The following is a 721-nucleotide window of genomic DNA, read 5'->3' on the forward strand; positions in this document are numbered from 1 at the left end:
CATTGACCGTGAGCACCTGTCGCGGAGGACGCAGAGACATCGGCTTTGCGGAGGTGGCGCGTGACGACATGGCTGCACGAGCAGCGGCTTGACGCGGCGCACCGGGTCGTCCGCGCGAGCGGAGCTTCCAGCGTTCTGGATCTGGGGTGCGGCGATGGCGACCTGCTCGTCCGCCTGGCAACGGAACCGCAGATAGAACGGATCGTCGGCCTCGATCTGTGCCGTGCCTCCCTAAACCGCCTTCGCGCGCGGCTGGACGCATTGACGGAGGAAGCAACGGCCAGGGTCGATCTTGTTCTCGGCTCGATGATTGAGGGCGATTCCAGGCTGACCGGCTTCGACTGCGCCATCCTGATCGAGACGATTGAGCATATCGCACCCGACCGGCTGTCGAGTTTGGAGCGGGCCATTTTTGCCCGAATGCGCCCGGCGACCGTGGTCGTGACGACGCCGAACGCGGAGTTCAATCCGCTGCTCGGCGTTCCACCCCATAGATTTCGCCACGCCGACCATCGTTTCGAATGGGATCGGGCGAAGTTCCGCCGCTGGGCACGCGGTGTTGCCACGAGAGGCGGTTATGCCGTTACCTGCAACGACATTGCCGGACGGCATCCCGCCTATGGCGGCGCGAGTCAGATGGCGGTTTTCAAGATCGCTGGCTCCTCTGCCGACCGTCTCGCCGCCTGAGAAAGCAATCGAAAGCAAGAAGAACGCATGAACA

Annotated in this window: 1 protein-coding gene; it reads left to right on the forward strand. The window is 63.5% G+C overall.

From position 1 onward, the window contains the following. Positions 1-60 precede the first annotated feature (60 nt). Entirely contained in the window at positions 61-687 is a 627-nt protein-coding gene (locus tag ACFP9U_RS25260; RefSeq protein ID WP_378625651.1) for a methyltransferase, read from the forward strand. Positions 688-721 lie beyond the last annotated feature (34 nt).

Source organism: Nitratireductor sp. GCM10026969, assembly GCF_042660605.1.
Taxonomy (GTDB): domain Bacteria; phylum Pseudomonadota; class Alphaproteobacteria; order Rhizobiales; family Rhizobiaceae; genus Chelativorans.